Source organism: Burkholderia sp. WSM2230, from assembly GCF_000472445.1.
Taxonomy (GTDB): domain Bacteria; phylum Pseudomonadota; class Gammaproteobacteria; order Burkholderiales; family Burkholderiaceae; genus Paraburkholderia.
Genome location: NZ_AXAJ01000008.1, coordinates 141,315 through 168,019, shown reverse-complemented (window position 1 = coordinate 168,019; position 26,705 = coordinate 141,315). Strand labels below are relative to the sequence as shown.

Below are 26,705 nucleotides of genomic sequence, written 5' to 3'. Positions count from 1 at the left end.
CGGGCGCGCGTCACGCGGAACTGCCTTTATTGAAGGCCCATTGCGCAGGTGCGCCGCCTGTTCACACCGCGCCCGAAGGCAAACCGATGCCGCGCGCCATGCCGGTCGCCGCGAATACCATCAGCACCAGCAGGACGGTCTGGATCACGCTCAGGTGCGCATAACGGCGCGCGTTGTGCAGATCCGGCGCCTCGTTTTTTCGTATCGACGCGCGCCAACGCATCAATGCGAGCATGGACGGCACTTCGAGCGCGAGAATTGCCACAAGCAGCGCCATCTTGACGTGAAAGAGCGGCTCGTGGAGATAGTAGTCGGCGCCCTTCTCGTACGAACCGAAAACCCGCATCAGTCCAGTGATGATTAGCACCAGTGCGGACAGACCCCACCGTGTATCCGCACGGAACACCGAGCGCAACGCGGCCGGCACCGCCGCGCGGCGCAGCGACCACGTGCGCCGCAGAATCGACGCAAGCGCAAAGCCATAAGCAAGCAGATGAAGAGCGGCAAGTAACCAGCGAACCAGCATAGCGACTCCTGCAAACGACACGGCACATCGATTGTTATCGCCCGCGCAGCGTCGGGCGCGGGCGGCATCTTCGTTTCATTATCGACCACGGCTTACTTTACAACGCGTTCATCGGTCAGAACATGTGACCGACTGCACACAGCAGCCTTTAGACCTGTCGCAACGTGCTGTCGAGCGCGCGTGCGGCCACGCGATCGCCTTCGGTCGTCAACGCGGCGCGGAATACCGTTTGCCGGTTGTGACCCGCCGCAGCCGGCGAATCCCACAGCAATTCGATTTTCGGACGCCGGCCGAACGCCGCGCGCGCGAGCGACGGCGCGCCGCTGCTGTGCGGGGGCGCAGCCGTTGCGAGGGTATCGCCCGCGGCGTGGAGCGCGACCAGCGGCGCGGGCGACGACGCAGAGCGCGTGCCTGCACCGTCCGCCCAGCGCACCGAGAGTTCGCGCGCATCGTACTGCCCCACCTTGCGACGCTCGGCCCACACGCTCACGGTACGCGTAAGCGGATCCAGCGAGACGGCGTAGCGCCCGATCGCGAAACGGCGCGCGGCAATGTTGGTGCGCCACAGCGCGCGCGGCCGGCAGATCCACAAAACCGCCGCATACATTGCCGGCGCGGCCAGCAGCCAGCCGTTCGTCGCCGCGACCGTTTGCGCGGCGCGGCGCCAGCCGGCGCTAACGGCGAATGCGCTGACGGTCCACACCGCGAACAGAAACCCAAGGAACGCGAAGAGCCGCAGCGCTTGCCGCAGCCACTGTGGCAACGGATGAAACGGACGCTCTGCAACCGCTCGCGCGCCCGGCAGAAAGATCAGCAGGAACAGGAAGACCAGGTTGATGCAGGCCCACGGCGACGACGCCATGGCCGAAAGCGACGACGTCAGATCCATGTCCGACATCGAAAACAGCCAGCGGGCGAGGAGCACGAGACCGATGGCGCGCAACGCGAAAATCGTTCCGGCGCCGGGCGCGGCATTCGCACGCGTCTCTTTCGTTCTCGCCAAGGCATCCTCCTGTCGTCGGCGGCGCCGCAGCCAAATTTGCGGCTCGGCCATTATAGGGATATTACGAAAGGTGGCTGGCTCTGGCCGCCTGAAACACCCAGTTTGCATCGCGGAACGCGAAAAAACGCGGCGTGCACGCAACAACGCCCCGCGAGCGGCTTGCAAGCGGGGCGTTGCGGGTGGCGGGCGAAGCGCCCAAAGGCGCCATATCCGCCGAACCTGTTTGCCTGACCGGCAGCTTCCGGTCCGGCGCGCGCTTAGTTCGCGCTTGGTTCGCGCTTAGTTCGCGTTCACTTCGCGCAGCACCGTGCGGTGCTTCTGACGCAGCAGCTCTTCGTACGTGGCGACGTAGTTCCGCGCCATCACCTTCGACGAGAAGCGCGCTTCGAACGCCTTGCGCACCGTTTCGCGCGGCAGCGTATGCAGGCGCTTGAGCGCCGCAACAGCGCTGATTTCGTCTTCGACGACGAAGCCCGACACGCCGTTTTCGATCACTTCCGGCACCGAGCCGCGATTGAACGCGATCACCGGCGTGCCGCACGCCATCGCTTCGATCATCACGAGACCGAAGGGCTCCGGCCAGTCGATCGGGAACACGAGTGCATGCGCGTTGCCGAGGAACTCGCGCTTTTCAGCTTCGCCGATTTCACCGATGTACTCGACATGCGGCAGCGCCATGAGCGGCTTGATCACTTCTTCGTAATAAGCGCGGTCGGCCTTGTCGATCTTGGCTGCCACTTTCAGCTTCATGCCTGCCTGGCCAGCGATGCGGATCGCGCGGTCAAGGCCCTTCTCCGGCGAAACGCGGCCGAGGAATGCGAGATAGCCGGGCTCGACGTTGGGGATCGGCCGGAGCACGTCTTCCGGCAGGCCGTGATACACGGTTTGCAACCAGTTCGCCTGCGGCAGCGGAATGCGCTGGTTGTCCGAAATCGACACGACCGGCACGTCCCTGAACGTGTTGAAGATCGGCTGCAGTTCCGGCAGATCGAGACGGCCGTGCAGCGTGGTCAGGAACGGCACCGGCTGACGCGCGAACAGCGAGAACGGGTAATAGTCGATGTGGAAATGCAGCACGTCGAATTCTTCCGCGCGGCGGCGCACTTCTTCGAGCAGCAGCATGTGCGGCGCCATTACGTCGCGGATGGTGGGATCGAGGCGCAGCGCTTGCGGCCAGAAGGCTTCGAGCTTTGCCGAGGTTTGCGAATCGCCGCTCGCAAAGAGCGTGACGTCGTGGCCCTGCTCGACCAGCGCTTCGGTCAGATAGGAGACCACACGTTCCGTACCACCGTACAGCTTGGGAGGAACCGCCTCGTGCAACGGAGCGATTTGAGCGATTCGCATAATGGAAAACTCCTCGTAAAAACCGGCAAAAGTACTGCGTTTGGTAAAAGCGACTCGCTTGCTCGCCAGGGCAGTCGGGCCGCACACGCCGGCGCGGGCCTGATTCTCTCGAGATATCCTGCGATAGATCGCTTCAGTTTAAGTAGCCCGGACGGCGATCGCCGTCCATGCCTGTGCGGTAAACGCACAACCGTGCCCGACGTTGACAAACTGTCAGAAATTTCCGCAAGGGTTTAGAGCGCATGCATTATCGGTGCCGGGGTCCTTGCTGCGCCACAACATTTCAAAGTCTTTACCTTGTTACAAGGGGGATACACTTTGCAAACCCTTGTTTTGAAAGACAGTTCTACAGTAGCGACTGGCCCCCGACGCGAGCCTCGCGAGTCTCACGCCGCTCGCCGGCCTCGCCTTGCAAGCGCTTTGTGCCAATCTTGCCGGCACCGGTTGAAGAGAGTCCAGCGCCCGGGCTGAATGCAATTTGTAAGTATATCCCGAACATTCCGCGATCAGCGTGAACCCTTGCCGCTGCAGTCTGTCGAGCAAGAGGTAGATCGCGGACGTCCATCGCGACATCAATCGCGCCAAAAGCCCGGATACACAGGGCGCAATCGTCTTTGCATGTTTACAATGCGAAGCATTGGCTTCGCCGCGAAGCTTTTATCGCGTGGCCCATGCCTTGCATGCACACCCCCGAACCACACCGACCTCTCGATCAATTGGAACATTTGACCATCGCCCAGCGCAACGCCCAGAACGCAAAGCTCGCGAGCTATGCGCACAGGCCGCTTGCGTTCGTTTTCCGTTTTATCCGCCGCCATCCGCTCGCTCATGCGACCGTGCTGTGCAGCGTGATAGCGGCCGTGGGCTGTGCGCTCGCTTCGCAGTACGCGATCAAGCATCTTATCGATGTGCTCGGCACCGGCCGGCATCATCCTGGGCCGCTGTGGGGCGCGTTCGCGATCCTCGTCGGGCTGATCGCGGCAGACAACCTGCTGTGGCGGGTCGGCGGCTGGGTCGCGGCCCACACGTTCGTGGCCGTGACCGGAGACTTGCGGCGCGACCTCTTCCAATATCTGAGCGGGCATTCGCCGACCTACTACTCGGAGAAGCAGCCCGGCATGCTGGCAAGCCGGATCACTGCGACTTCGAACGCGGTCTACACGGCGGAAAACACCACTGCCTGGAATGTGCTGCCGCCGTGCATCGCCGTGCTCGGCGCGATCGTCATGATCATCGCGGTGAACCCGCTGATGGCGGGCGGCCTGATGCTGTGCTCGGCGATACTGTCGGTGGTCCTCTACAAGCTCGCCGGCCGCGGTTCGGTGCGGCACCATCACTTCGCGACGCGGGCGGCGTCAGTGGACGGCGAGCTCGTCGACGTAATCAGCAACATGGGCCTCGTGCGCGCGTTCGGCATGACCTTTCGCGAGCAACAGCGGTTCGGCGCGACCGTCAAGGCGGAGATGGACGCGCGTCAGCAAAGTCTTCTGTATCTGGAAAAGCTGCGCCTTCTGCACGCCGTGATCACCGCGCTGCTGTCGGCGGGTCTGCTCGGCTGGGCGCTCGTGCTGTGGGATCAGGGTAAGGCGACTTCGGGCGACATCGTGCTCGTCAGTTCGCTCGGCTTCACGATTCTGCACGGCACGCGCGATCTGGCGGTCGCGCTGGTGGACGTCACGCAGCACATTGCGCGTCTCGCGGAAGCCGTGCGCACGCTGCTCGAGCCGCACGGCATGCCCGATCGCGACGGCGCCACCGAACTCGTGCCGCAAGGCGGGCGTGTCGACTTCGAAGGTGTGACGTTCGCGTATCCGCGCCGCCGGCCGATTCTCGATCATTTCGATCTGCACATTGAACCGGGTCAGCGCGTTGGACTGATCGGCAAGTCGGGCGCGGGCAAGTCGACGGTGCTCGCCCTCTTGCAGCGTTTCTATGAGACGCAGGGCGGCGCGATCAAGATCGACGGCCAGGACATCGCCACCATCACGCAGGACAGCCTGCGCCATACGATCGCACTGGTGCCGCAGGATATCTCGCTGTTTCACCGCACGGTGTACGAGAACATTGCGTACGGCCGCCCCGAAGCGACCCGAGAGGAAGTCCTGGCGGCGGCGCGCGAAGCGCGCTGCACGGACTTTATCGAGGCGATGCCGGAAGGCTTCGATACGATTGTCGGCGACCGCGGCGTGAAGCTCTCCGGCGGACAGCGCCAGCGCATCGCGATCGCACGCGCAATCCTGAAGAACGCGCCGATCCTGTTGCTCGACGAAGCCACGTCGGCGCTCGACAGCGCATCGGAAGAAGCGATTCAAAAGGCGCTCGACCGGCTCATGGTAGGCCGCACGGTGATTGCGATCGCGCACCGCCTGTCCACGCTGCACAACTTCGACCGCATCATCGTGATGAGCGCGGGCAAGGTGATCGACGACGGTAGCCCCGACGAACTGCGCCAGCGCCCCGGCCTCTATCGCGATCTGCTCTCGAAGCAATACGGCAAAGGCACGACGCTGCACATCGGCGGCAAGAAGGTCGACGAACAGCATGTGATCTGAGCCGCGCGCCGCCCGCAACGACCGCGAGGCGGCTCGATCGCCAACAGAAAAGCCGCTTTTCAGCGGCTTTTTCGTTTTCCGAACGCGTGCCTGCGCGCAGCTAGCTCGCGAGAAGTTCGCGCGCGGTTTTCTTCCCAACCCGGGCGCGCGAGCGCGCGCTCGCGGTGCGCGTTGCACCATCGGCGCGCTGCAGATCGCGCATGAAGTTGTCGCGCCAGACCGAAACATTGTTCTCGCGCAATTGCGCCATCATGTCCCGATGTCGTGCCTGGCGCTCCGCAAGCGGCATCTCGAGCGCTCGCGCGAGCGCGTCGGCCATGCCGTCGATGTCGACAGGATTCACGATCAGCGCGCCGTCCAGTTCCTGGGCGGCGCCGGCAAAGCGCGACAGCACGAGCACGCCCGGATTCTCCGGATCCTGCGCCGACACGTACTCTTTTGCGACGAGGTTCATGCCGTCGCGCAAGGGCGTCACATAGCCGACGTGCGCGGTGCGAAACAGCGCGGCGAGCACCGAGCGTTCATATTGCTTGTGGATGTAGAGAATCGGCGTCCAGTCCAGCTCCGCGAAGCGCCCGTTGATGCGGCCCGACTCGCCTTCCAGTTGCAACCGGATGTCCTGATAGGCATGCATGTCGGCACGCGTAGGCGGCGCGATTTGCAGAAACGACACCTTGTTGCGCTGCGCCGTTGCGTGCTCGAGCAGACGCTCGAACGCGCGGAAACGCTCGACCAGTCCCTTCGAATAATCGAGGCGGTCCACGCTCATGATGAGCTTGCGCGAATGCAGCGTCGCTTTCATCGTGCGCACCGGCTTGCCGCGCTCGCCCGCTTTCGCGAGTTCGGCGATCTCGTCCGGATATACGCCGATGGGGTAGGCCGCGGCGCGCAAGGTGCGGCCAAACGCATGAATGGCGAGTGGGCCGTCCGACGATGCGTCCACCGTACCGTTCGCCTCGTTGACGATGTAGTCGCAGAACGCGCGCAGATCCGGCGCCGTCTGAAAGCCAAGCAGATCGAACGAACAGAGGGCTTCCACGAGTTCGCGATGCGGCGGCACGGCAAGCAGCACTTGCGAGGCCGGAAACGGAATATGCAGGAAAAAGCCGATGCGGTTCTTCACGCCGGCCGCACGCAGCGCCTCGGCAAACGGAATCAGATGATAGTCGTGGACCCAGATGACGTCGTCTTCGCGCAGAAGCGGCACGAGTTGCTGCGCGAGCCACGCATTCACGCGGCAATAGCCCTCGAAATCATGCCGGTCGTAATGCAGCAGATCGGCCCGATAGTGGAAAGCCGGCCACAGCGTGGCGTTCGAAAAACCGCGGTAGTACTGGTCGTAATCCCGGCGCATCAGCGCGATGGTCGCGAACGTCACAGGGCCGCGCTCTTCGACCTTGATCTGCGGCTGGCCGGAGCTCAGCACATCGCCGCTCCAGCCGAACCACATGCCGCCGGTTTCCTTGAGTGCGTCGTACACGCCGACCGCCAGACCGCCCGCCGCCGGGCCGCCCTCCGAGATCGGCGCGACCCGGTTCGAAACGATAATCAGTCGGCTCATGAAGCACTGTCCCCGATGTAATACGTCGTTGTCCTGCTATATCACGTGCTATGTCGTGCGCGTCGCAAGCGTTGCTGCCCTGGCGACCCGCGCGTCATGCGTCGCGCGCGGCCGCAACCACTGCCTGCAGCCAGTCGAGCAGCGCGGTCACCGACTCGATGCGCGCCTGCGCCGTCGTCTTGCCCGCGCCGACCTTGATCGACAGTCCGGCGCGCTCGTTGACGACCGCAAAGCCTTTCTCGTCGGTCAGATCGTCGCCCGCAAAAACGGGCTTGCGTCCGACGAACGGCGGCTCGTCCAGGAACGCACGCAGCGCGCGGCCTTTGTCCACATCCTTCGGCTTGATTTCGTAGACCATCTTGCCGGGCTGCAGCACGTACGAGTTCGGATAGTCCGCGACCAGCCGCTGGGTTGCCTCGCGCGCCGCCGGCTCGCGGTCCGGCGCGTTGCGATAGTGGAGCGCAAGCGCCGCGCCCTTGATCTCTAGCAGCATGCCGGGGTTTGCGTTGACCACCTCGGCCAGCACCTGCTCCATGCGCAGCAGCCGCTCGTCGTGAAAGCCGATGCGTTGCGTGTCGCCGTTCGCATCGCGCCGCTCGGCGCCGTGCAAACCGGCAATCGGCAGGTCCGGCATGTTGAGGAAAGCGTCGATGCTGTCGATGCCGCGCCCCGACACCACCGCGACGGCGCCGTTGGTCAGGCGCCGCAGTTCGCCAAGCAGTTCGATGACGCGAGGTTGCACCTGCACGCCATCGGGCGTGGGCGCGAGCTCGACGAGCGTGCCGTCGAAATCGAAGAAAAACGCGGTCTCGCTCGGAGACAGAAAAGCTGGAAGTGCCTGCATCGGGTCATTTTGCCTTTCGGCCTTATGCAGCCGGAAAAGTGTGCGCATCTTACCGCGCATCCATCAATTTTTCGAGAAAGGAAGCCGGGCCGCAAATGCCGCAGCGCGGAGCAGCGGCTGAATCGTGGCGCGCCCGCGCGAATTGCGTTCAAAACGGCAACGATCCGGCTTCAGCCAGCTTTCAACCATGTGCGTCAAATTGCCTCGCAAGCCACGCGCCAGTGGGCGTGCGGCGACGCCATCCGTCATTTTGCGATACAGTCGCAGCCACACGGGACTTTGGCGTTACGGCGATTTTTGTCCACTATCGCAATCTGCTCGCGCCGCGACGCGTAGGCCCGGGCTGGGCCAGAGTGAACGCCCGGTGGCAACGCGCCGCTCTTCAATCGAGTCATTGACAACCGCTTTGTTCCCGATCATCTCACTGCGACGGCTGCAACCTGGCCTGGCCTCCGCGCCGGGCGCTAGCCGTGCGCGCCGGTCGGCGTCGACGGTCATGGCCGCCGCATTGCTCACCATGATTGCGCTCGCCGGCTGCACCAGTCGCGCGGAGCCGTGGCATCTGACGAACGTAAGCGGTCATTTGCCCGACCTCGATTTCTCGCTGACAGGCGACGACGGCCGCCCCGTCACTGGCGCTTCGTTCAAGGGGCGCACGTCGCTCGTCTACTTCGGCTACACGCATTGTCCGGACGTCTGCCCTGAAACTATGGGACGGCTGATGCAGGTGCTCGACAAGTTGGGCCCCGACGCGCAGAAGGTGCGCATTCTCTTTATTACCGTCGACCCGGCGCGCGACACGCCGCAGGCCCTGCACGACTACGTCGGCGCATTCGACTCGAAGCATGCCGAGGGTCTCACCGGCACCGACTGGCAGATCGAGTCGCTCGCCAAGCGCTACCGGGTTGCCTATCAGATGGAGAAGCGCGACCCGAACGGCAATTACGAAGTCACACATAGTTCCGCCGTCTACGTGTTCGACGCGCAAGGCCATGCGCGCCTGCTCGCCACTGATACAGACACGCCCGATGCGATCGCACAAGACCTGCGCCGCATCGTCGATCAACGCTCCTGACCTTTAACCATGATCCAGATCACGACCAAAGTTCGCACCCTGTCCGCGTTTGCCGGCGCCGTTGCCCTCTCGCTCTCGCTCGCGTTCGCGAGCCACGCCCAGGCTGCCGGCTTGCAAGCGATCACCGCCAAAGACGCTTGGGTGCGCTGGCTGCCGAACAACCTGCCGGCGGCCGGCTACGTGACGCTCGTGAATGCCGGCGACAAACCGGTGGATCTGGTCGATATATCGAGCAGCGATTATGGCGACGCGATGCTGCATCAGACGGTGTCGAGCGGCTCGTCGCAGAAAATGGTGATGGTCGACAAGCTGACGGTGCCCGCGCACGGCCAGGTCGCGATCGCGCCCGGCGGCTATCACGTGATGCTCGAAGACGCGAAGCATAAGATTGCACCGGGCGACACCGTGCACCTGAAGCTCAAATTCTCCGACGGCGCCACGCTCGACACGCCCTTCGCGGTCAAGTCGCCCGCGCAGACCAAGTAAGCAGCACCCGGCGCAGCAATGAACCTGCTCTACTGGCTTGATCCTTGGGAATTTTCGCCGACGGTCGTGATCGCGCTGCTCGTGCCCGCGATTCTGTTCGTGCGTGGCGCGCGCAAGGCGAAGCTGTCGATGGCGCGGCGCATCTCCTTCTGGTTCGGGCTGGTGGCGTTGTACGTCGCGTTGCACACGCGACTCGATTATTTCTTCGAGCATGAGTTCTTCATGCATCGCGCGCAGCATCTGGTGCTGCATCATCTCGGGCCGTTCTTTATCGCGCTGTCGTATCCGGGCGCGGCATTGCGCGCGAGCATTCCATTTGGCTGGCGCCAGCAGTTTGTACGGCCCGCACTGGCGACGCCGGCCGTGCGCAAGGTGCTGGATGTCGTCATGCATCCGGTGGTCGCGGTAGTCCTCTTCGTCGGGCTGATCTACTTCTGGCTGATGTCGCCGGTCCATTTTGTCGCGATGCTCGACTGGCGGCTTTATCGCGTCATGAACTGGAGCATGGTGATCGACGGCCTGTTGTTCTGGTGGCTCGTGCTCGATCCGCGCCCCGCGCCGCCCGCGCGTCTGTCGCCCGGCAAGCGCGTGCTGGTGGTGATCGCCGCGATTCCGCCGCAGATCGTGCTCGGGGCGTTGATCTTCTTTACGCCGCGCGAACTGTATCCGATCTATTCGATCTGCGGCCGCGCATTCACATGGCTGAGCCCGATGCGCGATCAACAGATCGGCGGGCTACTGCTGTGGATTCCCGGTTCGATGATGAGCGTAATCGGCGCGCTGGTGGCTCTGCGGCACTGGATGCGTTTGTCCGCGCGTGGACGCTTGCACGGCGAACGTCGCGTGACGGCCGGCAACAGTGCCAGCGCTGCCGACGCAACCAATGCCGCGAATACAACGAACGTTACCAATGCGCTTGCCGCGAAGACCGCTTCGGCAACTGAAGCAAGTCGCGGGTAGCCCGCGGCTAGCGAGTCGCCGGAACGGGCGCCGATGTCAGGTCAATAGCCCTCAGGCCGAACGCATCCAGACATGTGGAATGCCGTCTTCCTCGTGAATCTCGGACACCGGCTCGAAACCAAACGCGCCGTAGAAACGTTGCAGGTGCGCCTGAGCATGCAGGCGAATCGGCGTGCCGGGCCATTGCTTGCGAATTTGCGCGACGGCGCGCTCCAGCATCGCATTGCCAAGACCGATGCCGCGAAACGCCGCGGTAGTCAGCACGCGGCCGATGCGGATGTCGGCGTCGCCGGCGTCGGGCAGCAGCACGCGCAGATAGCCGGCGAGCGGCGCTCGCGCCGTGCCTGTTGTTGCTTGCGAATTTGCCGCCGGGGATGAGCCGAACGCGAGGAGATGCCACGCGTCGAGATCCAGACCGTCTATATCGCCATACAGGCAGTTCTGCTCGATCACGAAGACAGCGCTACGCGCGGCCAGCATCGCGTAGACCTCGGCGCTCGTCAGATTGTCGAACGCCTTCCAACGCCATTCGAGTGCCGCGAGCCTGGCTGCGGCGGTTTGCTGCGGTTCAGTCATGAGAAGATGTTTTGAGAGAAAGAGACGCGCTTTAAGGGGTGTTAGCGCACACAACAGGACGGGCAACGGCAACCACGCAATTATGCCGCGCGCGGCGGCATCCGGAACGTGATTGCGTTTGTTCGAGACACGCGAATCATGCCGCTACTCGCTCCCAACCACCGGCCGCACAGGGCGCGCCAGACACTCGACAAGATTGCCCGGCCCGCATAGATGCAACGCGCCGATCACCACCAGCGTTCGTTCAGGCCGCGCGAACAGCTTGCTCACGCGCTGCGCCCAAAGGCGGTTGCGGGTATCGAGAATCGCGCGCCGGATCCCGGGCAACGTGAACATCGGCGATTCGACGGCGATGCGATGCACGGCCGACAGGTCGCCTTCGAGCCACGCCGCATGCATGCGCTCGAGCGTGCGCTGCGGCTCGCCAAGGTCGGTCATCAGCGCGGCGAGCACAGTGGCAACGACGTCGAGCGGAATGGTTTCGAGTGCGTCAGCGATTTCACTCGCCGTCTCCAGATATTCATAGGGCTTGCCGTGCGCCATCGCCCAGCGCAGCATGCGCGGCTCGACGCCGTCGACGAGTTGCTGGAACAGCGTCGGCGCAACGATCAGCGTGGCCCACGGACGAAGCTCGGCGAGCGGAGCCAACGGGCCGTCGCCAGGCCACGCGGCTTGCAGACGCGTCCAGGCGTCGACGGAAAGAAGCGGTTGCAGGTGTTGCGCGGCGCTCTGTCCATCCGCTTTCAGGAAAGGCAGGATTGTCGGCGGATCCGATTCGAATACCAGCGTTTCGGCCCAGTCATAGGCTTCCTCGATCCAGGGCGGCGTTCTGCGGCTCGCCGCGGGAAAGAGATGCATGGAGCCAAGCAGGCGCACATTCGTGCCGGGGATGTGTAGATACATGCGCGTTCGGTAGCGAGGAGCAAAGACGCCATTGTGCGCCATGTCGTTTGCGGGGCGCGCGTGTGGCAATGCGCGTCGCACGCTGTCTCCATTGGTACCGATTGCGAACGCGCAAAAAGAAAAGCCCCGACAGGTCGGGGCTTTTCTGCACTTCAACTACTGGAGGCGCGAGCCGGAGTCGAACCGGCCTAAACGGCTTTGCAGGCCGCTGCATAACCGCTTTGCTATCGCGCCGCAAGCGGATGGGAATCTAGCTGCAGATTCGCTGATTTGTCTCGTGGACAACCGTCAGTCCACCAAACAAAAAGGGAAGCGTTGCTTCCCCTGATGTATGGAGCGGGAGACGAGGCTCGAACTCGCGACCTCAACCTTGGCAAGGTTGCGCTCTACCAACTGAGCTACTCCCGCATTGCACTGCTTCGCAACGCCTTGCACTTTAACTTTGCTAAACCACTCTACTGAACAACGCGCTGCTTCAAAATTCTGGAGCGGGAGACGAGGCTCGAACTCGCGACCTCAACCTTGGCAAGGTTGCGCTCTACCAACTGAGCTACTCCCGCGTAGTACTGCTTGGTGTTGCTTTATGTTGCTTAAAGACCTTACCGCCGCCTTCTTGCTCTTACTGCATCCGACGTTTTGAACTGCGTGCATCGGAGAAACGAGATTATGGAGAAACGACTGAAACGTGTCAACCCCTTTTGCCCATCTCTTTAACTGAACAGATTTCGCTCACGAAGTCACCGCCCTTTAGCGTCTTTCACTGCCTCTCACCGGCATGCACGCCGACATTGGAGCCGCCACGCAGGTGAGCGCGCCCGTTCACACGGCGCCGCCGCGCTCGCGAATTTGCGGCCACGCGAGCTTCATGTAATAGAGCATCGACCAGATGGTCAGGAATGCCGCAAGATAAATGAGCCACAGACCCCAGGTGCGCGTGTCGATCGCCACGCCGCCGCCGAACGACAAAGGGCCGTTGAACAGCAGCATCGGAATCGCCACCATCTGGCAAGCGGTCTTGAATTTGCCGAGCGAATTCACGGCGACGCTCTTCGACGCTCCGATCTGCGCCATCCATTCCCGCAACGCCGAAATGGCGATCTCGCGTCCGACGATCACGAGCGCGATCGCCGAGTCGATGCGCGCGAGCTGCACCAGCACGAGCAACGCGGCCGTCACCATCAGCTTGTCTGCGACCGGGTCGAGAAACGCGCCGAACGCCGAAGTCTGATTCCACTTGCGAGCCAGATAGCCGTCGAACCAGTCCGTCAGCGCGGCCAGCACGAAGATGGTCGCCGCCGCGAGATTGCGGTGCGCGGGGCTCATCATCATATCCGGCAGATAGAACACGCCGACGACGAGCGGAATCAGAACGATCCGCAGCCAGGTCAGGAAAATCGGGAAATTGAACGGCATGGGCAGGCGCAACGTCTGACAGGAGAGATGCAATTGTGCCGTGTCACAGTGCCTGCCACAAGCAAAGCGGCGCCGCGAGCGAGGCGCGCGCGCCGCATGCGAACCTCTTTGGCGACGCGCACGCCCGCCTTTCGGGTGAGCGCCTTCTCGAGCGTTCGTCTGCGGTCAGTGCAATTGCCGGTAGATCTGCTCGGCGAGCGCCTGCGAAATGCCTTCAACGCTCGCGAGGTCTTCGACGCTTGCCGCGACCACGCCGCGCAGCCCGCCGAAGCGCGCCAGCAACCGCTGGCGCCGTTTTGCGCCCACGCCCTCGAGTTCCTCCAGCCGCGAGGTCTGGCGCGTCTTGCCGCGCTTCGCGCGCATGCCAGTGATGGCGAAGCGGTGCGCCTCGTCGCGGATCTGCGCGACCAGCATCAGCGCGGCGCTCTCCTTGCCGAGTTCGAGCGGCGCGCGGCCGTCGGCGAAAATCAGGGTTTCCAGGCCGACCTTGCGCCCCTCGCCCTTCGCGACTCCGACCAGCATGCCGGTGTCGAGTCCAAGCTCGGTGAACACCTGCCGCGCGATTTCGACCTGGCCCTTGCCGCCGTCGATCAGCACGATGGTCGGCAACACGCCGCCCGACGCCACCGGCTCCGCGGCCTCCGGCGTCAAGGACGGATCCGCGGCCGCGTCGCTTTGCAGTTCAGCGGCTTCGTCTGCGGCGTTCGCGGCGGCTTGCGCCACCATCTTCTCGTAGCGGCGCGTGAGGACCTGACGCATCGCCGCGTAGTCGTCGCCGGGCGTGATGCCGGTGATGTTGTAGCGGCGATATTCCGACGACTGCATCTTGTGATGGTGATACACGACGCACGAAGCCTGCGTCGCCTCGCCCATCGTGTGACTGATGTCGAAGCATTCGATCCGCACGTGCGCCAGGTCGTCGCACTCCATGCCGAGGGTGTCGGTGAGCGCACGCGTGCGGGCCTGCTGCGAGCCTTGTTCCGAGAGCAGGCGTGCGAGCGCGAGCCGCGCGTTCTGCTCGGCCATTGCTAACCACGCGCGCCGTTGACCTTGCGGCTGACGCAGCACGGTGACCTTGTGGCCGGCCTGCTCGATCAGTACGTCGACGAGCTCGCGCGTGGCCGGCGCATGGCTGACCACGAGCACCGGTGGCACGCGGTTGCCGAGGTAATGCTGCGCGATGAATGCCTCGAGCACTTCTGATTCGATGCCGGCCGGCGTGCGGCGTTTGCGCCCTTTCGCCGGTTCTTCGCCGGCAGCCGAATCCGCATCCGTATCGCTCATGTCGTCTTCTTCGGGCGGCAGCTCCTGTGCGATGGCGAGCGCATCGGCATCAGGCGACTTTGCATAGTTGTCTGCGTCGTCGGTCGCCCCGTTGTCCGCGTCGTCGGCCGCCTCCTGGACGACCGGCGAAGCCCCATCCGACGCAATGTCAGCGAGCAGATCGTCACCTTCGCCGTCTTCAAGCCCGCCCTCTTCCGCGGTCAGCGCGCTTTCCACATGCGCGGGGAAATACGCCTTGTCGCCGAGATGCCGCCCGCCGCGCACCATCGCAAGATTCACGCAGACGCGGCCGCCGAGCGCGACCACCGCGAGAATATCGACGTCGCTGTCGCTGCCCACTTCGATCGCCTGCTGATGCAGCACCGTCGATAGCGAGCTCATCTGATTGCGCACCGCCGCCGCCTGCTCGAACTTCAGCTCGCTCGCGAACGCATGCATCTTCTGCTCGAGCTCCTTCATCACTTCGCCCTGGCGGCCAAGCAGAAAGCGCGACGCGTTCGCGACGTCGCGCGCATAGTCCTCTTCGCTGATGTTGCCGACGCAAGGCGCCGTGCAGCGCCCGATCTGATGCAGCAGACACGGCCGGGTGCGGTTGTTGAACACCGAATCCTCGCAGGTGCGCAACTGGAATACGCGCTGCAGGATCTGAATGCTCTCGCGCACGGCCCACGCGCTCGGAAACGGCCCGAAGTACTGGTTCCTGCGATCCACGGCGCCGCGGTAATACGCCATGCGTGGGAACTTGTGGCCAGTCAGCTTCAGGTACGGATACGACTTGTCGTCGCGAAACAGAATGTTGTAACGCGGCGCGAGTGCCTTGATCAGATTGTTTTCGAGCAGCAGCGCTTCGGCCTCGGACCGCGTGACGGTCGTCTCTATGCGCGCGATGCGCGTGACCATCATCGCGATGCGCGGCGACAGTTGCGTCTTGGTGAAATAGCTCGAGACCCGCTTTTTCAGGTCGCGCGCCTTTCCGACATACAGCACGGCGCCGTGCGTATCGTAATAGCGATAGACGCCTGGCAGATGCGGCAATTGGGCGAGCACTTTCCTCGGCTCGAATTCAACGCTTGCTTCGGGTTCGGTCATGCAGGATCGGCTGGGTGGACTGTCTCGCGAAGCCTGGCGCCGTAGGCCGCGCCGCATGCACGCCGGCACGGCACAATCCGACGAGGGCTTCGTACGAGTGCTTTAGAATCGCCAGTTTAGAACATTCCGCGTCCGCCCGAGCCTTGCCGATGTCCTCAACTGCGCCGCTCACCGCTTTATCCGTCGCGCTGCCCGCCGAACCGTGCGCGGCGATAGCCTGCGACATTTTCTGCGCGGTAATCGACAATTTCGGCGATATCGGCGTGTGCTGGCGCCTCGCGCGGCAACTGGCGAGCGAGCACGGCTGGCAGGTGCGTGTGTTCGTCGACGATCTGCATGCGTTCCAGAAACTGTGCCCTTCGCTCGCGCTGGATCGCGCGCAGCAGACGGTCGGCGGAATCGTCGTCGAGCATTGGCACACGCCCGCGCATGCGGGCGACACGCTGCAGGTCGCGGACGTCGTGATCGAGGCATTTGCCTGCGAGCTGCCGCCCGTTTACGTGGCGGCCATGGCGCAGCGGGAGCGCGCGCCCGTGTGGATCAACCTCGAATACCTGAGCGCCGAAGACTGGGTGGCCGACTTTCATCTGCGGCCGTCGCCGCATCCGCGCTATCCGCTCGTCAAGACATTCTTTTTTCCTGGCCTCGGGCCGGGCACCGGCGGCGTGCTGAAGGAACGGGGTCTGGATGCCGCGCGCGACGCGTTCCAGGCGTCGCCGGCCGCGCGCGACGCCTGGTGGCGCACAACCGTCGGCCAGGCGCCGCCCGCCGGCGCGACGGTCGTGTCGCTGTTCGCCTACGAGAATCCCGCCGTCGACAGCCTCCTCGAACAGTGGCGCGACAGTGTCCAACCGGTCATGTTGCTGGTACCGGAGGGCCGCATCTCCGGCGCCTTGGCGCGCTTTTTCGGACTGCCTTCGTTTGGCGCTGGCGCCCATGCGGAGCGCGGCGCCCTCAGCGCGCGCGGCCTCGCGTTCACGGAGCAATCTGACTACGACGCGCTGCTGTGGGCCAGCGACCTCAATTTCGTACGCGGCGAAGACTCCTTCGTGCGCGCGCAGTGGGCGGCGAAGCCCTTCGTCTGGCACATCTACCCGCAAGCCGATGACGCGCATCTACCCAAGCTCGACGCCGCGCTCGCGCACTACGCCCGCACGCTTCCCGAGGACTGCGCTGCGGCTCTCGCGCGCTTCTGGCATGCCTGGAACGGCGCCGGCACGCCCGACTGGGCGGCACTGTGCCGTCACTCCCCCGCGCTGCAGCGGCGCGCGGTCGAATGGGCCGCCGAACTCGCGCAAGTTGGCGACCTCGCGGGAAATCTGGCCTTGTTCACAAAAACTCAGTTAAAATAAGCGGTTATCCAACGGCCGACGACGCAAGCGCGGCCCGATCGCAGCAAAAAATCCTGGTCTTTGCGGTTTGTCCGGCGTGAAAAACCCGCGCCAAACCGCGTAATCCTGCGCCAGGACCAGGCTGCCGACCGGCGCCACTCGTGTACACGCCCGCATCGGGTAAAAAACAGGTAACGGACTGCGGGGACTGCGGGAATGGCAGAGTGCGCTGCATCGGCAACTCTGTCGGCAGCGCCCTCGCGAATCCCGCGGCAAGCCAACCACGCTTCATGCACCGCTTCTCGCCGGGCCGTCCCGGCGCAGCGCGGCGTGCATGAAATGTCGAAGCCGCTTGCGCCGTATGCCGTTGAGCACCAGTTACAGCTACTTATTTCGTACAGGACAGTTTTTATGAAGACCGCACAGGAACTCCGCACCGGCAACGTCGTGATGATCGGCGCAGACGCCATGGTCGTGCAAAAGGCCGAATACAACAAATCGGGCCGCAACTCCGCCGTCGTCAAAATGAAGTTCAAGAACCTGCTGACCGGCGCAGGCATGGAAAGCGTGTACAAGGCAGACGACAAGTTCGACGTCGTCGTGCTCGAGCGCAAGGAAGTGACGTATTCGTACTTCGCCGACCCGATGTACGTGTTCATGGACGCCGACTACAACCAGTATGAAGTCGAAGCCGAAATGATGGGCGACGCGATGAACTACCTCGAAGACGGCATGGCTTGCGAAGTCGTCTTCTACAACGACAAGGCCATCTCGGTCGAACTGCCGACCACGCTGGTCCGCGAAATCATCTACACGGAACCCGCTGTCAAGGGCGACACGTCGTCGGGCAAGGTGTTGAAGAACGCCAAGCTCAACACCGGTTTCGAACTGCAAGTGCCGCTCTTCTGCAACATCGGCGACAAGATCGAAATCGACACGCGTACCCACGAGTACCGTAGCCGCGCCTAAGCGCCGGCCACTTCTCCCCGCGCGCCGCAGCGCGCGCCGGGAAAATCAGGAAAGCGCCCACATTGGGCGCTTTTTCTTTTTTGGGCCGCCGGGTATCGTTGAGGAAAACTTTACCGGCAATTTTCTCCAAATTGCCGGCCGCCGCGCTCGTTCTTGCCGGCTTGCGCAGAGGTAAGCCCTTGATCTAGCGAGTCAAAGCGCATTGGCACAAGTCATGCTAGTCAGCATTTACCTTATGTTTCTAACTGCGGAGAGTCGAGATGAACAACGACATCGCTGAAGGCAAGTGGAAGCAGCTGCTTGGCAAAGCCAAGGCCGCATGGGGCGAACTGACCGACGACGAATTGACGAAGGCCGAAGGTCGCGCCGACCGTCTCGCGGGCCTGATCCAGGAACGTTATGGCAAGAGCCGCGAAGACGCAGAGCGCGAAGTGCGCCGCTTCTTCGACAGCAACCGGGATTTCTGACAGCAGAAGTGAAGGTAAGTACCGGTGCCCTTGCCCGCCACATTGTGGCCGGGAGGATGCCGGTGAATTTGGACCGGGGCAGCGCGACGCGAATCGCTGGGTCGCGAACCGCCCCTTTGCTACAGCAAAGGACCAGAACTACGTGAGTCGACTCGCCGCCCGCTTCGCCTGCACCTGCCGACTGGAGGGCCGCCATTGCGCCGCCTCGGCTGCCGGCGCGCGCGCGGTGGCGCATCCGACCGACAGTACCGGCCAGCCATCGTGCTCGCGCCGCGCGCCGCAGTCTCCGGGCGCAGAAGCGGGTATTCCATCCATTTAAAAAGTTGCGCTCGCCATGCCACACGCCCTGATTGTTGAAGACGATCCCAATAGCCTGTCGGGCCTGTCCGCCATACTTGCCGCCGACGGCTTTTCCGTCGACACGGCGACGACGCTCGCCGAGGCGCGGGCCGCGCTCACGCGCTTCATTCCCGACGTCGTGCTGGTCGACCTGAATCTTCCGGACGGCAGCGGGCTCGACCTGTTGCAGCATCTGCCCGCGCATCCGCCAGGCGGCGCATTGCCCGTCATCGTCATGACCGGCAACGCGACCGTCGAAAGCGCGATCGAGGGTTTGCGGCACGGCATCTGGGACTATCTGCTGAAGCCCGTCAATATTCCGCGGCTGCGCAGCCTGCTCGCGCGCATTCCGCGGCCCTACGAGCTGACCGAAGAGGTCCAGACGCTGCGCGCGTCGCTGCGCCAACTGGGCCGTTTCGGCTCGATGCTGGGCCGCAGCGGCCCCATGCAGCACGTGTACGACACGATCGAACACATCGCGCCCACAGAAGCCGCCGTGCTCATTTCCGGCGAAGCCGGCACCGGCAAGCAGGTCGCGGCCCGCACGATGCACGACATGAGCCGGCGCCGCAAAGGCCCGTTCGTGACGCTCGACTGCCGGAGCGCGGGCGGCGCGGTGGCACTGCGTTCCCTGGACAGCGTGTTGTTCGGCCACGAGCGCGGTGCCTTCAGCGGCGCGGAGCAGCGCGAGCCGGGCCTGTTCGAGCAGGCGAGCGGCGGCACGCTTTTCATCGACGAAATCGCGGAGTTACCACGTGCGCAGCAGGAGGCGCTGCTGCGCGCGCTCGATTCGCAGACGTTTATGCGCGTGGGCGGCACGAGCCAGGTAGTGACCGATTTCCGCCTGATCGCGTCGACGCGCAAGGTGCCGCGCGCCGCGGTCGCCGACGGCAGCCTGCACCAGGACCTCGCGCTGCGCCTTGAAGCCGCGGCCGTGACCTTGCCGCCGTTGCGCGAGCGCGGCGAGGATCCGGCGCTGTTGGCGCAGGCCATCGTCGACGAACTGAATCACGACGCTGCCGCGCGCGGCGTCTCCGAGGTCGCGAAACAGATCGGGCCGAATTTCCTGCGCGAATGCCTGAGCTACGAATGGCCTGGCAACGTGCGTGAACTGCAGGACCGCGTGCGGCGCGCCTATCACGCGTCCGGTGACGTGCTCGAGTCGCTGCGCGCGGACGAAGCGGGCTCCGTCAATGGCCGCGATCTGAACGGCAGCCGCGTGCAGGTCACGGTCGGCACGCCGCTCGCGGATGTCGAAGAAATGCTGATTCGGGCCACGCTCGATGCGGTCGGCGGCACGCGCCATCGCGCGGCATCGCTGCTCGGCATCAGTCCCAAAACGCTTTACAACAAGCTGCAGCGCATGCGGCTCAACTGACGGGCGCGAACCGCCAGCGCGCATCGAATGGAAAACGGCGTCTCACCTGGAGACGCCGTTTTTCTGGCTGCTGCCCGCCGCTCAGGCGAAGGTACTGCGCAGCAACGCCTGCGCTTGCAGATACTGCGGCTGCGCGACCAGCTTGCTCCACTTCAGCGCCTTGCCGCGCGGGCGCATCCGTTCGATCCGCTGCTGCGATTCCTTCGACGGCGTAAAGCGCAATTCATCAAGCACCTGTTCCGCCTGTTCCGGCTGATTACAGATCAGCACCATGTCGCAGCCGGCTTGCAGCGCCGCCGTTGCGCCCTCGGTCAGCGTGCCGCCCTGGCGCGCGGCTTCCATTGAAAGGTCGTCGCTGAAAATCGCGCCTTCGAAGCGCAGCTTGCCGCGCAGGATGTCCTGCAACCACACGCGAGAGAAACCCGCCGGCTTCGAGTCGACTTGAGGGTAGACCACATGCGCCGGGATCACCGAGCCGAGCGACAAGCCAAGCCAGTCATACGGCGCGACATCGTCGCGCAGGATCTGGTCGAGCGAGCGATCGTCGACGGGCATCGCGACGTGCGAGTCGGCGTGCGCGAAACCGTGCCCAGGGAAATGCTTGCCGCAGTTACTCATGCCCGCAAGCGCGAGACCGTGGTTGAGGCTTTTCGCGAGCAGCGTCACCACGCGCGGGTCGCTATGAAACGCGCGATCGCCGATCACCTGCGACTGCCCGTAATTCAGATCGAGCACAGGCGTGAAGCTCATGTCGATACCGCACGCGCGCAGCTCCGAGGCGAGGATATAGCCGACCGCCGTCGTGACCTTGGTGGCGTGCAGCACGTCGCTGTCCCACAGCGCGCCGAGCTTGCCCATCGCGGGAAGCACCGTGAAGCCGTCGGTCCGGAAGCGCTGCACGCGTCCGCCTTCGTGATCGACAGCGATCAGCAGATCCTCGCGAATCGCGCGAATCGAATCGGTCAGCGCGATGAGTTGCGCGCGGCTCTCGTAGTGGCGCGCGAACAGGATCACGCCGCCGGTCATCGGGTGGGCAAGGCGGCGCCTGTCGTCGTCGTTCAGCGTTTTGCCGACCACGTCGAGCATCACCGGTCCGGGAATGGTTTTCATCGAATTCCGCTTTGAAGAATGCGTGGAGCAAGGAAAGACGCGGCCGCGCGGGCCGCGGTTCCGATTATTTTTTATCGGCAGGACTGGCGGAAAATGACGGGCTGGTGCCCTCAGGCTCCTGAGCCCGTGCGCATTCGGCGATCACGAACGACACCGCGTAATCGCGCTCGTCGCTGATCGTGACGCGCGCCGTAATGCCGCGCGCCTCGAGCCATTCGGCGAGTTCGCCCGAGGCGACGACCATCGGCTCGCCGCTCGGCTTGTTGAGCGTTTGCAGCGCGCGCCATGTCATCGGCCAGTGCATGCCGAGACCGATTGCCTTCGAGAACGCTTCCTTCGCCGAGAAGCGCGTGGCGAGAAAGGCGAGGCCGCGCGCCGCCGAACGCGCGTTGCGCGCGTGATAGACGCGCAGTTCGTCCGGCCCGAGCACCTTCTCGGCAAAGCGGCCGTTGGTGCGCTGCATGACCGCAGCGACGCGGCTCACCTGCACGACGTCTGTACCGATGCCGTAGATCGCCATATGCGTGAGCGGCTCGTCGGGCGGCATCAGGCGCGTGCGCCGAGACGCGCGGCGACCATGATCGCCTTCATCTCGCGCACCGCGTTGTCCCAGCCGGCGAAGATCGCGTGCGCGACGATCGCATGACCGATGTTCAGCTCGACAATGCCGTCAATCGCCGCGATCTGCTGGACGTTCGTGTAATGCAAACCGTGGCCGGCATTGACCTTGATGCCGAGCGTCGCGCCGAACTCGACCGCGCGGACGACGCGCTCGTACTCGCGCTGCTGTTCCGCGGGATCGTGCGCTTCGGCGTAGCGTCCGGTATGCAGCTCGATTACCGGCGCGCCGGCTTCGTGCGCGGCGCGAATCTGCGTCTCGTCGGGATCGATGAAAAGCGACACGCGCGAGTTCGCGTCCGCAAGCTGACGGCACGCGGCGCGCACGGCCTCGAACTGGCCGGCCACGTCAAGACCGCCTTCGGTCGTCAATTCCTGGCGCTTTTCCGGCACCAGACAAACGTCGTGCGGCTGCACCTCGCACGCGATGTCGAGCATTTCCTGTGTGACCGCGCATTCCAGATTCATCCGCGTCTTCAGCAGCGGACGCAGCGCGCGCACGTCCGCGTCCACGATATGGCGGCGGTCTTCGCGCAGATGCAGCGTGATCGCGTCGGCGCCCGCCTCCTCTGCCATCAGCGCGGCGCGGATCGGGTCGGGGTATGACGTGCCGCGCGCGTTGCGCAGCGTGGCGACGTGGTCGATATTCACGCCGAGATCGATCACATTCGGCGACGTTAGAAAGAAGCTCATAAGTTCTGCAAGTCGATCAGAATCTGGCGCGTCGCGAGCGGCGTGCCGCCAAGGTAGGTGTTGAGCAGAAAGCGCATCAGCGTTTTGCTTTGCGCCACGGTCTGCGCTCGATGGTAATCGTCCTGTTCCATATCGAGCAAGGTTTGACCCGCAACCACTGGCCATTGCGCCGGCAAGTCGTCGGAGGCTTCGCGCACGCCGCGCTCCGGGTCGAACACGTAGCGGCTGCCGGCTTCGACCGGCTTGCGCGTTACCGTGCGATCCAGCGACATCGCGTAACCGGTCTCGCGCAACAGCACGCGCTCGAACGAGCGCAGCACCTGGACCGGTGGCTCATCGTGCGCGAGGCGCGTCATGGTGACCACGTAGTGATGGAACAGTTGCGGATGCGGGTCTTCGCGCGCACAGAACTTGACGAGCAGTTCGTTCACGTAGAAGCCGCACAGGAGCGCGTCGCCCGTCAAAGGCAACATGCCGCCGACCCATTCCGCGCCGGTCAGCGTGCGCACCTCCGACTTGCCCGACCACGACAGCGCGAGCGGCTGGAACGTCTGCAACACGCCGCGCAACGCGGAGTGCGGGCGCTTTGCGCCCTTCGCGACGAGCGCGAGGCGGCCGTGATCCCGCGACAGCACGTCGATGATCAGACTGGTCTCGCGGTACGGATAGCTGTGCAGAACGAACGCCGGCTGCTCCGCGATCCGGTATTCGGACGCCGAACCGGAACCGCGCGACGACTTGCGCGCCGGCGCCTTGCGCGGCTCTTCGCCGGCAGTGGCGTCAGAGGTATTTTTGGTGGAGGATTTGCGGCTACCGCGAGCGGCCCGGGTGGAGCGCTCGCGCGACGGCTCGGCCGGCTCGGAATCGTCCGGGTCGGTGTTGGAATTCAGCGTGACCCACGCGTCATTCGTACCCATACGCACGAAGTCCCGCTTCGTTGTCGGCCCAACCGCTCTTCACCTTGATGAAGGTTTCGAGATACACCGGGCCGTCGAACAGCTTCTCCATGTCAAGGCGCGCCTCGCTGCTGATCTGCTTAAGCTTGGCGCCCTTCTGCCCGATGATCATGGCCTTGTGCGTGTCGCGTTCCACAAGGATCGTCGCGAAGATTCGGCGCAGACGCCCTTCTGTCTCGAACTTGTCGATCAGCACGGTGCTCGTGTACGGCAGTTCGTCGCCGGTCCAGCGGAAAACCTTTTCACGCAGAATCTCGGCGGCGAGAAAGCGTTCGCTGCGATCGGTGAGATCGTCCTCGCCGTAGATCGGCGCGCCTTCCGGCAGGTAAGGCTTGACGGTCGCCATCAGACGTTTGATGTCGTCCGGGTTCTTCGCCGACAGCGGCACGATTTCGCTGAAGGGACGCAGCGCGCTCATCTGCTGCATGAACGGATACAGCGAGTCTTTGTCCGACACGCGATCAAGTTTGTTCGCGATGAGCAGCGCGGGCACCGACGGCGGAATCAGGTCGAGCACCTTCTGATCGTCCGGGCCGAAACGGCCGGCTTCGATCACGAACAGGATCGCATCCACGGCGGTGAGCGTGGACGTCACAGCACGGTTCAGCGAACGGTTCAGCGCGCTGCTGTGCCTGGTCTGGAAGCCGGGCGTGTCGACGAAGATGTATTGGGCATCTTCAAGCGTGTGAATGCCGGTGATGCGATGGCGCGTGGTCTGCGCCTTGCGCGAGGTAATGCTGACTTTCTGGCCGACCAGCGCGTTCATTAGCGTGGATTTGCCGACGTTCGGACGGCCGACGATTGCGACCATGCCGCAGCGAAAACCAGTGGGAGTGGGAGCGTTCATATTCGGGCTACGGCAGGTTCGGATCGACGCCCGATGTTGGCGCGCCGACGGCAATCAATGGCCCGCGTCGGCGACGCGCGTTTGTACCGCGTCGGCCACGCCGGGTTCGTGTTCGGTGGGCGCCGCAGCGCTCGTTGCGGGCGAAGCGGCGCTGGCCGGTGCCTCGCGCGTGCGATGCGGTTTGTCGGTGACGCGGGCGGCGGGTTCGGCGGTTCGGGGGTCGGCGGTTTTTGCTTCTATGACCTTCTGGTCCGCGGCTTTGTCCGTCTTATCGGCTTTGTCTGCCCTTTCGGACTTCTCGGCCTTATCCGCACGTTCCGCTCGCTCAGGCGCGCTGTACTCGACGTGCGCGGCGCGAATCACGGCGAGCGGCGCAGCGGCGCTCGCCACTGCCAGCACCGTGCGTTCGCCCAACGGCTCGGCGCCCGGCGCCACTCGCGTGGCGTCGCCCCGCGCCGCGGCGCGTTCGTTCTTGCGCTCGGGGCTGCTGCGCAGATCCAACGCTGCCTGTACGCCCGTTACGCCCGGCACGACCTCCGCCTCGGCCTTTTTCGCCGCGCGGGCGCCCTTTGATCGCTTCGACCTGGAAACGACCGCCGGTGCGGCGGCCATCACTTCGTCGAGCGCCTTTTTTGCGGCTGCCTGCTCTGCCGCGCGGCGGCTCGCGCCAGAGCCGGACACCTTCACGTCCAGCTTGGGGACCGTGCATTCGACTTCGAATTGCTGATTGTGCGCCGCGCCATGCGTAGCCACGACGGTATAAGTCGGCAGAGCGATCTTGTGCCCTTGGAGATATTCCTGCAGAAGCGTCTTCGCGTCCTTGCCGAGCGTGCGCGGGTCGATATGATCGAGAATCGGCACGTAAAGGCGCTTGATGACGGTCTGCGCAGCCTCAAAGCCGCCGTCGAGGAAAACGGCGCCCAATACGGCTTCGAGCGTATCCGCGAGGATGGACGGCCGACGAAAGCCACCACTGCGCAACTCGCCCTCGCCAAGGCGAAGTCCTTCGGAAATATTCAGGGCCTGAGCAATTTCGTACAGCGACTGCTGCTTGACCAGGTTCGCACGCACGCGCGACAGATCGCCTTCGTCCAGCTTGCCGAAACGTTGGAACAAAAGCGCAGCCACCGCGCAATTCAGAACGGAGTCGCCGAGAAATTCGAGCCGTTCGTTGTGCGTGGAGCTATGACTGCGGTGCGTTAAAGCCTGGCGCAGCAATTCCGCATTGCGAAATTCGTAGCGCAGACGGCTTTCCAACGGAGATGAGGGCATGGGCAGAGTATAACGCGGGCGCCGTACCGGGCGAAAACGCGGTACGGCCAGCGGAAAAAGCGTGGTGAAGCGACGTTACCGGAGTTTCTTAAAGTGGCGTGATAACACGCCGCCGCTCTGAAGGTCGCGCTGGCGATCGCTGATTGCGACTAGTAGCGATCGATCACAAGGCAGCCCTGCTTGCGACGGGTGATGCCGTTCAGACGCAGCTCACTGGAACGAACCAATGCGCTTAAGATTGCTGAAGTTCATCCAGATAAAAAACGCGCGGCCGACAATATTTTTATCCGGCGCAAAGCCCCAATAGCGGCTGTCCGCGCTGTTATCGCGGTTGTCGCCCATCATGAAGTAATTGCCCGGCGGCACCTTGCAGATAACACCGCGTGCGTTGTAGGTGCAGTTATCGCGATATGGATAATCTTCGGCGCCTACGATAAACGGCGGCACCGCGGGATTGTTCAGAATCGCGTTCTTGCGGCCCTCGAGATTCTCTTCGAACTGCTTCGCGTAGCCGAGACGTTCTTCGTCGAGATAGTCCGGCAGCGGCGTTTCAGGCACCGGCTTGCCGTTGATCGTCAGTTGCTTGTCCTGATAGGCAACGATGTCGCCCGGCAAGCCGATCACCCGCTTGATGTAGTCAACGGACTCGTCTTTCGGATAGCGGAACACCACCACGTCGCCGCGCTGAAGCGGACGGCCTTCAGTGATTTTCGTGTTGACGATCGGCAGGCGGATGCCGTAATCGAATTTATTGACGAGGATGAAATCGCCCACCAGCAGCGTGGGCACCATCGAGCCCGACGGAATCTTGAACGGCTCGACGACAAACGAGCGCACCACGAACACCACCAGAATCACGGGGAAAAAGCTCGCCGAATATTCTAGCCACCACGGTTGGCGCAGCTTGTCGTCACGCAGACGCGCGCGCGTTTGCGCGGCGTTCTCGTCGGCGAAACGCTCGCCTACGCGTTCCTGCTGCCGGTCGAACTCCGCGACTGCGGCTTCTGCCGCGCGCCGCCGTTGCGGCATGAAAACCAGTTTGTCTGCGACCCATGCGACGCCCGTCAAAATAACGAGCACAAAAAGAATCAGCGCAAAATTCATAGGGT

24 protein-coding genes and 3 tRNA genes are annotated in these 26,705 nt (G+C 63.8%); 8 read left to right on the top strand and 19 right to left on the bottom strand.

Features of this window, described 5'->3' with window-relative positions; genetic code table 11:
• Window positions 1–61: 61 nt before the first annotated feature.
• The 3 genes from A3AC_RS0117565 to A3AC_RS0117555 form a co-directional block, all read right to left on the bottom strand.
• Window positions 62–526 carry a DUF2214 family protein gene (locus A3AC_RS0117565; protein WP_025600467.1) on the bottom strand — a complete coding sequence of 155 codons (465 nt, stop codon included), beginning with the start codon at window positions 524–526 and terminating at the stop codon, window positions 62–64.
• A 148-nt stretch (window positions 527–674) separates the two neighbouring features.
• Window positions 675–1,529, bottom strand: a complete 855-nt coding sequence (locus tag A3AC_RS0117560; RefSeq protein ID WP_025600466.1) for a hypothetical protein — start codon at window positions 1,527–1,529, stop codon at window positions 675–677.
• A gap of 279 nt (window positions 1,530–1,808) precedes the next feature.
• Window positions 1,809–2,873, bottom strand: a complete 1,065-nt coding sequence (locus A3AC_RS0117555; protein ID WP_025600464.1) for a glycosyltransferase family 4 protein — start codon at window positions 2,871–2,873, stop codon at window positions 1,809–1,811.
• A gap of 680 nt (window positions 2,874–3,553) precedes the next feature.
• On the opposite strand from A3AC_RS0117555, the gene A3AC_RS0117550 reads away from it, so the two are divergent.
• Complete coding sequence (locus A3AC_RS0117550; protein WP_198018002.1) at window positions 3,554–5,425, top strand: ABC transporter ATP-binding protein; 1,872 nt, start codon at window positions 3,554–3,556, stop codon at window positions 5,423–5,425.
• 100 nt (window positions 5,426–5,525) lie between these two features.
• On the opposite strand, the gene otsA is transcribed toward A3AC_RS0117550, so the two are convergent.
• Together otsA and otsB are read right to left on the bottom strand one after the other, a co-directional pair.
• The gene (gene otsA, locus A3AC_RS0117545) at window positions 5,526–6,986 is read right to left on the bottom strand and encodes an alpha,alpha-trehalose-phosphate synthase (UDP-forming) (RefSeq protein WP_025600462.1); all 1,461 of its coding nucleotides are present in this window, start codon (window positions 6,984–6,986) and stop codon (window positions 5,526–5,528) included.
• A gap of 94 nt (window positions 6,987–7,080) precedes the next feature.
• Window positions 7,081–7,830 carry a trehalose-phosphatase gene (gene otsB, locus A3AC_RS0117540; protein ID WP_025600460.1) on the bottom strand — a complete coding sequence of 250 codons (750 nt, stop codon included), beginning with the start codon at window positions 7,828–7,830 and terminating at the stop codon, window positions 7,081–7,083.
• A 496-nt stretch (window positions 7,831–8,326) separates the two neighbouring features.
• Here otsB and A3AC_RS0117530 point away from each other — a divergent pair, with 496 nt between their 5' ends.
• From A3AC_RS0117530 to A3AC_RS0117520, 3 genes are read left to right on the top strand one after another with little or no spacing between them, the layout of a single operon-like run.
• Window positions 8,327–8,905 carry an SCO family protein gene (locus A3AC_RS0117530; protein WP_035475327.1) on the top strand — a complete coding sequence of 193 codons (579 nt, stop codon included), beginning with the start codon at window positions 8,327–8,329 and terminating at the stop codon, window positions 8,903–8,905.
• 9 nt (window positions 8,906–8,914) lie between these two features.
• Entirely contained in the window at window positions 8,915–9,391 is a 477-nt protein-coding gene (locus A3AC_RS0117525) for a copper chaperone PCu(A)C (RefSeq protein WP_232231956.1), read from the top strand.
• Window positions 9,392–9,409: 18 nt separating this feature from the next.
• On the top strand, window positions 9,410–10,351 hold the full coding sequence (locus tag A3AC_RS0117520; RefSeq protein ID WP_025600455.1) for a cytochrome c oxidase assembly protein: 942 nt from the start codon (window positions 9,410–9,412) through the stop codon (window positions 10,349–10,351).
• A gap of 51 nt (window positions 10,352–10,402) precedes the next feature.
• Here the strand turns inward: A3AC_RS0117520 and A3AC_RS0117515 are convergent, their stop codons facing one another.
• From A3AC_RS0117515 to uvrC, 7 genes are all read right to left on the bottom strand, one after another.
• Window positions 10,403–10,927 (bottom strand): GNAT family N-acetyltransferase, encoded by a 525-nt coding sequence (locus A3AC_RS0117515; protein ID WP_025600454.1) that lies wholly within the window; start codon window positions 10,925–10,927, stop codon window positions 10,403–10,405.
• 144 nt (window positions 10,928–11,071) lie between these two features.
• Window positions 11,072–11,830, bottom strand: coding sequence for a TraB/GumN family protein (locus A3AC_RS0117510; RefSeq protein ID WP_025600453.1), 759 nt, complete (start codon window positions 11,828–11,830; stop codon window positions 11,072–11,074).
• 160 nt (window positions 11,831–11,990) lie between these two features.
• A tRNA-Cys gene (locus A3AC_RS0117505) sits at window positions 11,991–12,064 on the bottom strand.
• A 98-nt stretch (window positions 12,065–12,162) separates the two neighbouring features.
• Window positions 12,163–12,238: transfer RNA gene (locus A3AC_RS0117500), tRNA-Gly, on the bottom strand.
• Window positions 12,239–12,314: 76 nt separating this feature from the next.
• Window positions 12,315–12,390 (bottom strand) — tRNA-Gly (locus A3AC_RS0117495).
• A 259-nt stretch (window positions 12,391–12,649) separates the two neighbouring features.
• Window positions 12,650–13,243 (bottom strand): CDP-diacylglycerol--glycerol-3-phosphate 3-phosphatidyltransferase, encoded by a 594-nt coding sequence (gene pgsA / locus A3AC_RS0117490; protein ID WP_025600452.1) that lies wholly within the window; start codon window positions 13,241–13,243, stop codon window positions 12,650–12,652.
• 165 nt (window positions 13,244–13,408) lie between these two features.
• Window positions 13,409–15,616 (bottom strand): excinuclease ABC subunit UvrC, encoded by a 2,208-nt coding sequence (uvrC, locus tag A3AC_RS0117485; protein ID WP_025600450.1) that lies wholly within the window; start codon window positions 15,614–15,616, stop codon window positions 13,409–13,411.
• Between the two features lie 149 nt (window positions 15,617–15,765).
• On the opposite strand from uvrC, the gene earP reads away from it, so the two are divergent.
• The 4 genes from earP to A3AC_RS0117465 all read left to right on the top strand — a co-directional run bounded on the left by earP (window position 15,766) and on the right by A3AC_RS0117465 (window position 20,100).
• The gene (earP, locus tag A3AC_RS0117480; RefSeq protein ID WP_025600448.1) at window positions 15,766–16,968 is read left to right on the top strand and encodes an elongation factor P maturation arginine rhamnosyltransferase EarP; all 1,203 of its coding nucleotides are present in this window, start codon (window positions 15,766–15,768) and stop codon (window positions 16,966–16,968) included.
• A 390-nt stretch (window positions 16,969–17,358) separates the two neighbouring features.
• On the top strand, window positions 17,359–17,916 hold the full coding sequence (gene efp / locus A3AC_RS0117475; protein WP_013589144.1) for an elongation factor P: 558 nt from the start codon (window positions 17,359–17,361) through the stop codon (window positions 17,914–17,916).
• A 260-nt stretch (window positions 17,917–18,176) separates the two neighbouring features.
• Window positions 18,177–18,383 carry a CsbD family protein gene (locus A3AC_RS0117470; protein WP_025600446.1) on the top strand — a complete coding sequence of 69 codons (207 nt, stop codon included), beginning with the start codon at window positions 18,177–18,179 and terminating at the stop codon, window positions 18,381–18,383.
• 334 nt (window positions 18,384–18,717) lie between these two features.
• Entirely contained in the window at window positions 18,718–20,100 is a 1,383-nt protein-coding gene (locus A3AC_RS0117465) for a sigma-54-dependent transcriptional regulator (protein ID WP_025600444.1), read from the top strand.
• Between the two features lie 81 nt (window positions 20,101–20,181).
• Here A3AC_RS0117465 and nagZ read toward each other — a convergent pair whose 3' ends face one another.
• The 7 genes from nagZ to lepB all read right to left on the bottom strand — a co-directional run bounded on the left by nagZ (window position 20,182) and on the right by lepB (window position 26,700).
• The gene (nagZ, locus tag A3AC_RS0117460) at window positions 20,182–21,210 is read right to left on the bottom strand and encodes a beta-N-acetylhexosaminidase (RefSeq protein ID WP_025600443.1); all 1,029 of its coding nucleotides are present in this window, start codon (window positions 21,208–21,210) and stop codon (window positions 20,182–20,184) included.
• A gap of 64 nt (window positions 21,211–21,274) precedes the next feature.
• Window positions 21,275–21,730, bottom strand: a complete 456-nt coding sequence (acpS, locus tag A3AC_RS0117455; RefSeq protein ID WP_025600441.1) for a holo-ACP synthase — start codon at window positions 21,728–21,730, stop codon at window positions 21,275–21,277.
• A gap of 26 nt (window positions 21,731–21,756) precedes the next feature.
• Window positions 21,757–22,521 carry a pyridoxine 5'-phosphate synthase gene (gene pdxJ / locus A3AC_RS0117450; RefSeq protein ID WP_025600439.1) on the bottom strand — a complete coding sequence of 255 codons (765 nt, stop codon included), beginning with the start codon at window positions 22,519–22,521 and terminating at the stop codon, window positions 21,757–21,759.
• Window positions 22,518–23,438, bottom strand: coding sequence for a DNA repair protein RecO (recO, locus tag A3AC_RS0117445; protein ID WP_025600438.1), 921 nt, complete (start codon window positions 23,436–23,438; stop codon window positions 22,518–22,520). Before recO ends, pdxJ begins: the two co-directional genes overlap by 4 nt.
• Window positions 23,425–24,324, bottom strand: a complete 900-nt coding sequence (gene era / locus A3AC_RS0117440) for a GTPase Era (RefSeq protein ID WP_025600437.1) — start codon at window positions 24,322–24,324, stop codon at window positions 23,425–23,427. The genes recO and era overlap by 14 nt, the downstream gene beginning before the upstream one ends.
• Before the next feature lie 54 nt (window positions 24,325–24,378).
• A complete protein-coding gene (gene rnc / locus A3AC_RS0117435) occupies window positions 24,379–25,596 on the bottom strand; it encodes a ribonuclease III (RefSeq protein ID WP_025600435.1) in 1,218 nt (405 codons plus the stop codon).
• A 210-nt stretch (window positions 25,597–25,806) separates the two neighbouring features.
• Window positions 25,807–26,700, bottom strand: a complete 894-nt coding sequence (gene lepB / locus A3AC_RS0117430; protein WP_025600434.1) for a signal peptidase I — start codon at window positions 26,698–26,700, stop codon at window positions 25,807–25,809.
• Between the last annotated feature and the right edge of the window lie 5 nt (window positions 26,701–26,705).

Excerpts from the sequence above, each read along its gene's own strand:
- A3AC_RS0117510 (WP_025600453.1), bottom strand. The coding sequence starts at position 11,830 with ATGTATCTACACATCCCCGGCACGAATGTGCGCCTGCTTGGCTCCATG.
- earP (WP_025600448.1), top strand. The coding sequence starts at position 15,766 with ATGTCCTCAACTGCGCCGCTCACCGCTTTATCCGTCGCGCTGCCCGCC.
- A3AC_RS0117470 (WP_025600446.1), top strand. The coding sequence starts at position 18,177 with ATGAACAACGACATCGCTGAAGGCAAGTGGAAGCAGCTGCTTGGCAAA.
- acpS (WP_025600441.1), bottom strand. The coding sequence starts at position 21,730 with ATGGCGATCTACGGCATCGGTACAGACGTCGTGCAGGTGAGCCGCGTC.
- A3AC_RS0117525 (WP_232231956.1), top strand. The coding sequence starts at position 8,915 with ATGATCCAGATCACGACCAAAGTTCGCACCCTGTCCGCGTTTGCCGGC.
- pdxJ (WP_025600439.1), bottom strand. The coding sequence starts at position 22,521 with ATGAGCTTCTTTCTAACGTCGCCGAATGTGATCGATCTCGGCGTGAAT.
- nagZ (WP_025600443.1), bottom strand. The coding sequence starts at position 21,210 with ATGAAAACCATTCCCGGACCGGTGATGCTCGACGTGGTCGGCAAAACG.
- A3AC_RS0117520 (WP_025600455.1), top strand. The coding sequence starts at position 9,410 with ATGAACCTGCTCTACTGGCTTGATCCTTGGGAATTTTCGCCGACGGTC.
- uvrC (WP_025600450.1), bottom strand. The coding sequence starts at position 15,616 with ATGACCGAACCCGAAGCAAGCGTTGAATTCGAGCCGAGGAAAGTGCTC.
- A3AC_RS0117565 (WP_025600467.1), bottom strand. The coding sequence starts at position 526 with ATGCTGGTTCGCTGGTTACTTGCCGCTCTTCATCTGCTTGCTTATGGC.
- otsB (WP_025600460.1), bottom strand. The coding sequence starts at position 7,830 with ATGCAGGCACTTCCAGCTTTTCTGTCTCCGAGCGAGACCGCGTTTTTC.
- A3AC_RS0117555 (WP_025600464.1), bottom strand. The coding sequence starts at position 2,873 with ATGCGAATCGCTCAAATCGCTCCGTTGCACGAGGCGGTTCCTCCCAAG.
- rnc (WP_025600435.1), bottom strand. The coding sequence starts at position 25,596 with ATGCCCTCATCTCCGTTGGAAAGCCGTCTGCGCTACGAATTTCGCAAT.
- era (WP_025600437.1), bottom strand. The coding sequence starts at position 24,324 with ATGAACGCTCCCACTCCCACTGGTTTTCGCTGCGGCATGGTCGCAATC.
- pgsA (WP_025600452.1), bottom strand. The coding sequence starts at position 13,243 with ATGCCGTTCAATTTCCCGATTTTCCTGACCTGGCTGCGGATCGTTCTG.
- recO (WP_025600438.1), bottom strand. The coding sequence starts at position 23,438 with ATGGGTACGAATGACGCGTGGGTCACGCTGAATTCCAACACCGACCCG.
- A3AC_RS0117515 (WP_025600454.1), bottom strand. The coding sequence starts at position 10,927 with ATGACTGAACCGCAGCAAACCGCCGCAGCCAGGCTCGCGGCACTCGAA.
- lepB (WP_025600434.1), bottom strand. The coding sequence starts at position 26,700 with ATGAATTTTGCGCTGATTCTTTTTGTGCTCGTTATTTTGACGGGCGTC.
- otsA (WP_025600462.1), bottom strand. The coding sequence starts at position 6,986 with ATGAGCCGACTGATTATCGTTTCGAACCGGGTCGCGCCGATCTCGGAG.
- efp (WP_013589144.1), top strand. The coding sequence starts at position 17,359 with ATGAAGACCGCACAGGAACTCCGCACCGGCAACGTCGTGATGATCGGC.
- A3AC_RS0117550 (WP_198018002.1), top strand. The coding sequence starts at position 3,554 with ATGCACACCCCCGAACCACACCGACCTCTCGATCAATTGGAACATTTG.
- A3AC_RS0117530 (WP_035475327.1), top strand. The coding sequence starts at position 8,327 with ATGGCCGCCGCATTGCTCACCATGATTGCGCTCGCCGGCTGCACCAGT.
- A3AC_RS0117465 (WP_025600444.1), top strand. The coding sequence starts at position 18,718 with ATGCCACACGCCCTGATTGTTGAAGACGATCCCAATAGCCTGTCGGGC.